This is a genomic window from Aquisalimonas sp. (assembly GCF_007120195.1).
Taxonomy (GTDB): domain Bacteria; phylum Pseudomonadota; class Gammaproteobacteria; order Nitrococcales; family Aquisalimonadaceae; genus Aquisalimonas.
In genome coordinates this window covers 25125-34471 of the sequence record NZ_SKOG01000218.1, presented here as the reverse complement: position 1 = coordinate 34471, position 9347 = coordinate 25125, and the positions used below count along the sequence as shown (strand labels likewise).

The 9347-nt window shown below is 64.9% G+C and carries 10 protein-coding genes; 3 read left to right on the top strand and 7 right to left on the bottom strand.

Annotation, left to right across the window (positions count from 1 at the left end):
* On the top strand, positions 1–2540 hold a 2540-nt coding region (locus QZT63_RS15570; RefSeq protein ID WP_290652413.1), incomplete at its 5' end, for a mechanosensitive ion channel domain-containing protein.
* A gap of 205 nt (positions 2541–2745) precedes the next feature.
* Here the strand turns inward: QZT63_RS15570 and QZT63_RS15565 are convergent.
* From QZT63_RS15565 to QZT63_RS15545, 5 genes are all read right to left on the bottom strand, one after another.
* Positions 2746–2919, bottom strand: coding sequence for a hypothetical protein (locus QZT63_RS15565; protein WP_290652412.1), 174 nt, complete (start codon positions 2917–2919; stop codon positions 2746–2748).
* A 158-nt stretch (positions 2920–3077) separates the two neighbouring features.
* Complete coding sequence (locus tag QZT63_RS15560) at positions 3078–3497, bottom strand: type II toxin-antitoxin system VapC family toxin (RefSeq protein WP_290652411.1); 420 nt, start codon at positions 3495–3497, stop codon at positions 3078–3080.
* Positions 3494–3748 carry an Arc family DNA-binding protein gene (locus tag QZT63_RS15555; protein WP_290652414.1) on the bottom strand — a complete coding sequence of 85 codons (255 nt, stop codon included), beginning with the start codon at positions 3746–3748 and terminating at the stop codon, positions 3494–3496. The genes QZT63_RS15560 and QZT63_RS15555 overlap by 4 nt, the downstream gene beginning before the upstream one ends.
* Positions 3749–3825: 77 nt before the next feature.
* Positions 3826–4044, bottom strand: coding sequence for a JAB domain-containing protein (locus QZT63_RS15550; RefSeq protein ID WP_290652410.1), 219 nt, complete (start codon positions 4042–4044; stop codon positions 3826–3828).
* A complete protein-coding gene (locus tag QZT63_RS15545) occupies positions 4010–5122 on the bottom strand; it encodes a PQQ-dependent sugar dehydrogenase (RefSeq protein WP_290652409.1) in 1113 nt (370 codons plus the stop codon). The genes QZT63_RS15550 and QZT63_RS15545 overlap by 35 nt, the downstream gene beginning before the upstream one ends.
* A gap of 66 nt (positions 5123–5188) precedes the next feature.
* Here QZT63_RS15545 and QZT63_RS15540 point away from each other — a divergent pair, with 66 nt between their 5' ends.
* On the top strand, positions 5189–5662 hold the full coding sequence (locus tag QZT63_RS15540; protein ID WP_290652408.1) for a hypothetical protein: 474 nt from the start codon (positions 5189–5191) through the stop codon (positions 5660–5662).
* A 110-nt stretch (positions 5663–5772) separates the two neighbouring features.
* Entirely contained in the window at positions 5773–6726 is a 954-nt protein-coding gene (locus QZT63_RS15535; RefSeq protein ID WP_290652407.1) for a patatin-like phospholipase family protein, read from the top strand.
* A 2-nt stretch (positions 6727–6728) separates the two neighbouring features.
* On the opposite strand, the gene QZT63_RS15530 is transcribed toward QZT63_RS15535, so the two are convergent.
* Positions 6729–7493: a class II aldolase/adducin family protein gene (locus tag QZT63_RS15530; RefSeq protein ID WP_290652406.1), complete on the bottom strand. Its 765-nt coding sequence runs from the start codon at positions 7491–7493 to the stop codon at positions 6729–6731.
* A 28-nt stretch (positions 7494–7521) separates the two neighbouring features.
* Positions 7522–9327 carry an acyl-CoA dehydrogenase gene (locus QZT63_RS15525; RefSeq protein ID WP_290652405.1) on the bottom strand — a complete coding sequence of 602 codons (1806 nt, stop codon included), beginning with the start codon at positions 9325–9327 and terminating at the stop codon, positions 7522–7524.
* Positions 9328–9347 lie beyond the last annotated feature (20 nt).

Here is a 9347-nt window from a genome sequence, read left to right as displayed (position 1 = left end):
TGCCCGATTTCGAGGAACGGCAAGCCGAATGGGAGCGCACGATCGAACGCGCGGAGCGGGCGTTGGAAGTCGACTTCCTGGCCGACGATGTGTACGAGGTGAGGCGCGCCCTTCAAGACGCCGTAAGCGGCGCCGAACAGGCGCAGGCAACGGCCGTCGCCCGACTTGTCACCGTGCGTCAGCAACTGGAAGCGCTCGGCCCGCCGCCCGCGGAAGACGCACCGGCGGAGGACGCGACGATCGCCCGCTTGCGCGAAAATCTGCGCGATCAGGTCAGCACCTTCGAGGGCAGGTCGAGACAGGCCAATCTGGCGCGCGTCAGGGCGAACGAACTGCTGGGAGATATCGCGACGTGGGAGCAGGCACGCTTTCGCGAAGTGATCCTCGTCCAAAATCCGCCGCCGGTCACGCCGCAGGTCTGGCAGTCCGGCTTCAGCGAGGCCCTGAACTTCGTGGCGCTCATCATTCGCGCGCCGCTGACCTGGTGGGAAGAGCGCCAGGAAACACACGAAAGGCCATGGCGCGGACTCGGCGTTCTTCTTGGTGTGCCGATCATCGGCGTTGTGATCGGCTGGCCGCTCAGGCGCTGGATTATTCGGAGATTTGGCAGCGAGCCCGAGGCAGAAAGCCCAAGCTATGGCCGAAGGCTTGTGGCGGCGCTCGCGGACGGGTTAGCGAATGCGGTCATTCCAGCGGTGATCATTGCCTTCGTCGTGGCGGGGCTCTATTTCTACGATCTCCTCACCGGCCACTTCGCGACGCTGATTTATGCCTCCGCCGCCGGGATCGGGGGCTTTCTGCTGGTGACTGGCCTTAGCCGCGCCGCGCTTTCGCCCCGGATGGTCGCCTGGCGCATTCTGCCCGTGCATCCGGACCATGCGTGGACTCTGCTTCACGCAATCCGGAGCTTGGCGGCGGTCATTGCGCTCTCAGGCGTGCTGCTGGTCACGGCCTATAGCTCCGGGCGCCTGACGCCGGAACTTGAGGCGGTATCCTTCCTGATTATCACGACCATCGTGGCGATGCAGCTTGTCTGGGTTCTGCGGCCCGACTACTGGGTGGGATCGATTGCGGAGTCCCAGCGCGGCGCAAAGGTGCAGGCAGGTGAAGAGGTCGAACCGGTGCCCGGCGCCGAGGCCGAATCCCCAGAGGCCAAGGGCGGCGCGGAAGCCCGCGGCAGCCAATGGCTAGACCGGATGCGGGCGCTTCTGCGGCTTATGGTCTTTCTGGCGCCCTTTGCCGCCGTGGCGGGCTACAGCCGCTTAGCCTATTTCGTGCAGTCGCGCATCGTTATCACGATAGTTCTTCTTGGCTTCGCTCTTTTGATACGGTTAGCCGCGCACGAAATCATCGACCGTCTGCTCGCCTGGTGGATGCGATCCGGGCAGCACGCCTTCGCTCGCCACGAAGCCGGCGGCTCCGTGGCGAGCTACAAACTCACGAACTTCTGGATCGGGCTTCTCGTCGACGTCCTGATCTTCCTGCCGCTGGTCTACCTGCTTCTGCTGATTTACGGCGTGCCGGCGACCACGCTGGAGATCTGGACCCGGCAGATCATCTCGGGGGTTGAGGTCGCGGGGGTCACGATCTCCCTGTTCGACATCATGGCGGCAGCGCTCGTGTTCGCGGTGGCGCTCTTCGTCACGAACATCTTCCGCCGCTGGCTCTCCAATAAGGTGCTGCCGAACACCAAGCTCGATTACGGCGCGCGTAACTCGATCGCTTCGGGCGTCGGCTATCTCGGCGTCGGCATCGCGCTCCTGCTATCGATCTCCGCGCTGGGCGTCGATTTCTCGAACCTCGCGCTGGTGGCGGGCGCACTCTCGGTGGGCATCGGCTTCGGGCTGCGGGCGGTGGTGGAGAACTTCGTCGCCGGGCTCTTGCTGTTGATCGAGCGGCCGATCAAGGTCGGCGACTGGATCGTGGTCGGCGGCAACGAGGGGATCGTCAAGCACATCTCGGTTCGCTCCACCGAGATCGAGACCTTCGACCGTTCGGCGGTGATCGTCCCGAACTCCGACCTGATCACGACGGCGGTGACGAACTGGACGCACAAGGACCGCATCGCGCGCATCATCATTCCCGTTCGTGTGGCATACGGCACCGATCCGAAGGAGGTCGCGCGCCTGCTGCTGCGCTGCGCCGAGAAGCACAGGGACGTGGTGCGCTATCCGGTTCCGCTGGCGCTGTTCCGCCGCTTTGGGGATTCCGGGATGCACTTCGAACTGCGCTGCTTCATTCGCGAGACCGACCTTTTCCTGATCGTACAGAGCGATCTGCACTTCGCGATCACCGAGACGTTCAATCAGGCAGGAATTACCATCTCCTTCCCGCAACAGGACGTCCACATCCGTTCCGGCCTGCAGGACGGACGCGAGCACGAGGCCGAAGAGCCGTGGGAGGGCCGGATCGAAGGCGCCGACGGCCGCGCGGAAACCCCGCGCCTCGTCGCCAGCCGACGCAAAAGGGGCGAGTTGGGCGAAGGCGGCCGTGGCGGAGTCGATTCGCCCGGCGGTGACGGGGGCGGGGATGTACGTTGACGCCTCTTGGGATGTGGTCGGCGGAGGGGGCTCGGTCCTTTTCACCTCCTCCAATCGCATCCCGAATAGGCCGGAAAGTACGTATCGCGGGACACCCACCAGTGCCGTGGCCCCTCGGAGAGCCGGCGCTCACCCCAAATAGTAACGTCCGGTATCAGCTGACGACGCCTTCCCCCGCCTTTAACACAGCTCTCAGAAACTATTGTCAGGTTTTGCACTCGATGAGCAGGTGCACGACTTCCAGCAGTTCCGGGAGCTTCTGAATCTCGTCAATGACGATGTGCTTCCGGGAGGAGTTTGCCGTGACGACCTCCTTGAGGTACTCGGGACGGGCGGAATACGTGCGTAGTACGGCAGGGTCCAGCAGGTCGATCCGCAAGGCCTCGGGGTACTGCTGTGCACATCACGACGTCTTGCCCGTGCCGCGTGGGTCCAGCAGAAAGTAGTGGTCGCGGCCGGGTGTGAAGGCACGGGGGATTATGAGTTACCGCGGTCATTGTCGCTAAGCGGTTCGGCCGGGAAGTCGGTTACAGGACGCTAGCTGCTCCAAGGATTGACCACCGCTATACCTGCGGCCTCGAACGGGTTGGTGTCTCGCGTTGCCACGGATAACCCATTGGTAGCCGCAATGGCCGCGATATAGCCATCAGATGCTGCAATAGCGAATCCCGCCTTGCGAGCCCTGGCAATCGACTCCGCGTAGGCCCGGGTACAGGCCAGGTCGAATGAGAGTACGCGCCCGGCGAAGAGGGGCAACACCCGTTTCTCCAGATTCTCCTGCAGTCCAGCCTGGCGCTTTCCAGCCGGTAGCAGCGCGACGCCAGCCCGCAGTTCAGCCACGGTGATGGCCGAGAGAAAAACGGTTTCCAGGGGCTGAGCATCGATCCACTCGATGACGCGAGGCTCCGGCTCCCAGCGCAGTGGTTCGGAGATGACGTTGGTGTCGAGCAGCATCATTCAAAGTTCAACGGGCATGCCGGAGTCTTGTCGCGGACCTCCCCGAAAACAGCGAACTCATCATCGGTCAGCCGGGCCTGACGGCCGATGTCGGCCAGCAGAGAGCCCAGCTTTATCCGGCCTTCCGGCGATACAGCGGCTTCCAGGATCTCTCGGACCTCCGCTTCCATGCTGTGACCGTGTTGGGCGGCCCGCACGCGAAGGGCACGGTGTACCTCATCGGGTAGGTTGCGTACCGTCAGCATGGCCATGTTCACTGTCTCTCGTCGCATTCAATGCATACATTTTCAACTTTTGCATGCATCCGTGCAAGAGCCAATACCTGACCTTAAGGGGTGATCGCGTCGTGCGTTCCGTTCGATAACTCAGCGGATGACTCGCACCCTTCGCTCCCGACCACGATGTGATCGATGACCAGCAGCTCCAGCAGCCTCAACGCCTCCTTCAGTCGCCGGGTGACGCGCCGATCGGCGTCGCTGGGGTGGGGGGCGCCGCGTGCGGAGCCGATGGGATCAGTCGGCGGCAGGGGTGATGCGGATGAGCTCACCGTCGGCGTGGTCGGTCAGCAGGTAGAGCGCGCCGTCCGGGCCCACGCGCACGTCGCGCATGCGCCGGTCGAGGTCCTCGAACAAGCGGCTGGTGCCCGCCACTGCGGTGCCGTCCAGACGCACCCGGATCACGCTACGGGCGACGAGACCGGCGATGAGCAGGTCCCCCTGCAGCTCCGGAAACGCGTCGCCACGGTACTGCGCCATGCCCGCCGGAGCGATTGCGGGGGTCCAGACGTGGATCGGGTCCTCCATGTCCGGCAGGGTCTGGTGGGGTGTGATGCGGGCGCCCGAGTAATCCACCCCGTGGGTCGCCACTGGCCAGCCGTGGTTGCTGCCCGGTGAGAGGATGTTCAGTTCGTCGCCGCCCCGCGGGCCGTGGTCAAGGGCCCAGAGAAGCCCGGTGTCCGGATCGCGGACGACGCCCTGCACGTTGCGGTGCCCGTAGCTGAAAATCTCCGGGAGCGCGTCGGGGGCATTCACAAAGGGATTGTCCGCTGGCACCTCGCCGTCGCGCATCACCCGGGCAATGGTGCCGATATGACTGTCGAGCTTCTGCGCCCGCTCACGGTAGTCAAACCCGTCGCCCAGGGTGATGAGCAGGGTGTCATCCGGAAGGAACAGCAGCCGGCCGCCGAAGTGCACGGGCGTGTCGCGCTCGGGCTCAGCGGTGAAGATGATCTCCACATCCTCCAGCCGGTGGTCCTCCAGGCGGCCGCGGATCACGCGCAGGGTATTGGCGCGGTCGGTGCCGTGAGCAAATGTCAGGTAGATCCAGCCGGTGACTTCCCAGTCCGGGTGAGGCGCGACCTCAAATAGACCACCCTGATTGCGCACATAAACGTCGGGCAGGCCCGCCACCGGCTCGTCGAGCAGCCTGCCATCGTCGATCACCCGCAGGCGGCCGACCCGTTCCGTTACCAGCTTGCGGCCGTCCGGCAGGAAGGCCAGTGACCAGGGGTGTTCCAGGTCGTCGGCGATGACCTCGCGGGTGTGATGGATGTCATCGGCCAGCAGTGCGGCGCTTAAAGTCAACCCCAGTGTCGCCGTAAGGAGCGCCATGGTCTCTCTGGTCATGGATTCTGCCCAATTCCCTGATCTCAGGATTTGACACCATAGCAGCATACTGTTGACTCTGTGTGCATGATGCGTGAATCGACCTCACCCGCACGGCTCGTTATGGCCTGGCTCGCCGCTGTCCTGGCGGCTGCGGCGCTGGGGTCGGTGGTCCAGAGCCAGTTCAACATGGCGGCCATCGTCTCGTTGGGCGTGGAGGTGACGCCCAGGCAGTGGATTAGCGTTACCCTGCAGGATCTTGTGGGTTTTGCGCCTCTGTGGGCGGTGGTCGTGGCTGCGGCCCTGCTGATCGCATTTCCTGTGGCTGCCCTGCTGGCGCGGCGGATGCCGGAAGCGCGTATGGGGGTCTATTTCCTCGCCGGCGGGGTCGGTGTCATGTGCGCACTGGTCCTCATGGCGGCAGTCTTGCCTGTGACCATAGTCGCCGCGGCGCGCAGCCCCTTAGGTATGGCGCTGATGGCGCTGGGGGGTGCTGCGGGCGGCGTGATCTTCGCCCAGCTGACCGGGACACATACGCCGCCGCATAGCCCCGAGGTTTGACGACCTGGGGGAGCGGTTACGCGGCAGCCGCGTGACGCGTTGCCCGGCGAGTGTGTGATGCCACTATGCTGTTGGTGTGGCCTCGGCAACCAGGACGAGGAAGCATTCCCGTGGAGGACAACATCACAGATCGGCCCCGCATCGGTCTTGCCTTGGGGGGAGGCTCGGCCCGCGGCTGGGCGCATATCGGCGTAATCAAGGCCCTGGCGGAGATGGATATCGAGCCGGATCTGGTTGCGGGCACTTCGGTCGGCGCCATCGTCGGCGCCATTTACGGGCTGGATGCCCTGTCCGGGTTCGAAGGGTGGGTGTTACGCATGACCCGGCGTGACATCATCGGTTACATGGACGTTGGCTTCTCCAGTGGCGGCTTTTTCGAAGGCAAGCGTCTGGTGAGAACGTTCCAGGACCACTTTGGTGATCCGCAGTTCGACGACTTGCGGTTGCCGTTCGGGGCCGTGGCGACGGAACTCGATACCGGCCTGGAGGTCTGGTTGCGTGAAGGGTCGGTGGCGCACGCGGTGCGCGCCTCCATATCCCTGCCCGGGATCTTCACACCGGCCTATCAGCGGGGGCGCTGGCTGGTGGACGGCGGCCTGGTGAATCCAGTGCCCGTGTCCTTGTGCCGTGCCATGGGCGCTGAGCGGGTCATCGCTGTCAGCCTGAACGGGGATCTGTTGGGGCGCCACTTTCGCCGTGCCGGCTCTCAGGTGGCGCAGGTGGGTGCCGGCGGTCAGCGCGCCGACCCCAACTGGGTGGAGCGCTTGGCAGCCGGTATCCGTGAACACGCACCCTGGCTCATCATGCCCCCGGTACCCTACATCGGCAGTGGCCATATGGAGCCGTCTCCCGGCCTCCTCCAGGTGACCGCGAACTCCCTGAATATCATGCAGGACCGCATCACCCGCAGCCGCATGGCCGGTGATCCGCCGGACCTGCTGATCTCACCGCGCCTCGCCCAGATCGGTCTTCTTGAGTTCGATCGCGCCGCCGAAGCCATCGCCGAGGGCGAGGCGAGCGTCCGCCGCGTGGCGCCGGCGTTAAAGGATTTGTTCGAGGCGTAAATTTACTCCCGGAATCCCGGGTAATTCTCATCGGCGATGCGTATCAGTCCCGGCCAGGCGAGCTTGCTGGCGGCGCCGAGCATCTGGCCTTGCTCGTGCGTGGTCTTGATGGCCTGCTGGTCAGGCACGTGATGGGGGCCGCTGCCGGCGCGGACCTGGATCTCACAGGCGCGGGTGAAGAAGTAGAGGTAGATGAACGCCTCCGGCACCGTGGCGCCGGCGGTGAGCACGCCGTGGTTCCACAGCATCATGATGTTCTTGTCGCCCATGTCCCGGATCAGGCGCTCGCGCTCGTCGAGATTCAGCGCCACGCCCTCGTACTCGTGGAAGGCTAGATGGGCCTGGCACAGCATGGCGGTCTGGCTCAGGGGCTTGAGCCCGCCCTCCTGGGCGGACACCGCCATGCAGTTGGGCTCGTGCAGGTGCATGACGGCGTGGGCATCCTCCCGGGCCATGTGCACGGCGCTGTGGATGGTGAACCCGGCGGGGTTGATCTTGCCCTTGCCGTCGTCGTCCACGGCATTGCCCTCTTCATCCACTTTCACCAGGGAGGAGGCGGTGATCTCGTGGAACAGGTAGCCGTAGGGGTTGAGCAGAAAATGATGCGCCGGCCCGGGGACGCGGCAGGAGAGGTGCGTGAAGATGAGATCGTCCCAGCCGAAATGGGCCACCAAGCGGTAGGCCGCTGCGAGCTGGACGCGCACGTCCCATTCGTTCATTTGCTCGAAATCCTGCTTGAGGGCGGGATCGTCGGTCTTTATGTCCATGGTCTTGTGTCCTCGTTGGCCTGCGCGGTCATAGCCAGGCGGGATCGGTGGTCAGTGGCGTGTCTTCCACCTGGCGGAGCAGCTCCGCCAGGTGGTAGATCTTGGGCAGTTCGACGTGGAAGAAGTAGCGGCAAGCGGCCAATTTACCCAGGTAGAACGCCTGGTCTTCGTCCGTTGCCGCGTCGGCCCCGGCCGCGGTGGCGCCCTGGCGCAGCCATAGCCATGCCATGACGATGTGGCCGGTCATGTCCAGATAGTAGCTGGCATTGGCCAGGTAGCGCTCTTGATCGCCCGTCGCGGCGACCGTGCCCAGGGCCTGGGTAGTGTCGCACAGGGTGTCCAGGGCGCGTCGCAGCGCGGCGGCGTGGCCGGCCATGGATGCTGGGCCGTTCTCGTCCACGGCATCGGCGCTCGCGCGCATGGTATCGATCAGGCAGCGGAACGCCGCCCCGTCTTCCTGGCGTACCTTGCGGCCCAGCAGGTCCATGGCCTGGATGCCATGGGTGCCCTCGTGGATCGGGTTCAGGCGGTTGTCCCGGTAATACTGCTCCACCGGGTATTCCCGGGTGTAGCCATAGCCTCCTAGGACCTGGATCGCCAGGTCGTTGGCCCGCAGGCAGTAATCCGACGGCCAGGACTTGATGATGGGAGTGAGGATCGCCAGTTTCCGGGCGGCATCCCCACGCACCGATGCATCCGGATGGGTGCGCTCGTCGTCCACCAGGGTGGCACAGTACAGCCCCAGGGCGAGTCCGCCTTCCACGTAGCTCTTCTGCGCCAGGAGCATGCGGCGCACATCCGTGTGCTCGACGAGCAGCCGTTGTGGCGAGGTGGGGTCCTTGTCGCCGGGAGCCCGGCCCTGGCGGCGCTCCATGGCGTAGTTGCGGGCGTGAAGATAGCCGCCGTAGCCGAGCATGACGGCCCCGAGGCCGACGCCGATGCGGGCCTCGTTCATCATGTGGAACATGCACTTGAGGCCGTCGCCGGGTTTGCCCACCAGATAGCCCACGCAGTCGTCGTTCTCACCGAAGTTGAGCATGGTGGAGGTGGTGCCACGGTAGCCCATCTTATGGATAAGCCCGGCGAGTTGCACGTCGTTGCGGCGCCCCAGGGAGCCGTCGTCGTGAACCAGGTACTTGGGCACGATGAACAGTGAGATACCCTTGACCCCGGCTGGCGCGTCGGGCAACCGCGCCAGCACCATATGCACGATGTTCTCGGAGAGCTCGTGGTCGCCGCCCGAGATGAAGATCTTGTTCCCCTGGATGCGGTAGGTGCCATCCGCCTGCGGTGTTGCCCGGGTGCGCAGGTCACCCAGGGAGGAGCCGGCCTGGGGCTCGCTCAGGCACATGGTGCCGAAGAAGCGCCCGCTCAGCATGTGCGGGGTGTAGCGCTCGATCTGCTCGTCGCTGCCGTGGGCGAGGATCAGGTTGGTGGCGGCCACGGTGAGCCCGATGTAGCCGAAGGTGCCGACGTTGGCGCCTTTGGCAATGGCGGTGCAGGCCTGGGCGACGGTGGCCGGCAGTTGCATGCCGCCGCGCTCGAAGTCCTGGCCGGCGGCGATGAGGCCGGTGTCGCAGTAGATAGCCAGGGCCTGCTTGACCTCGGGAATGGTGGTCACGCGCTGGCCGTCGAATTCGGGTTCGTTGAGGTCGGCCTTGCGGTTATGCGGGTAGAGGTAGTCCACGGCCACGCGGTGGGCCGTCTCGATCGCGGCGTCGAAGGTCTCGCGGCTGTGCTCGGCGTAGCGCTCGCGCGCGGTGAGCTGCTCCACATGGAGCAGTTCGTAGAGTAGAAAGTCCAAGTCGCGGCGGTTGACGATAGGGCTGTCCATGATGGCTGCCGTCGCTGGTT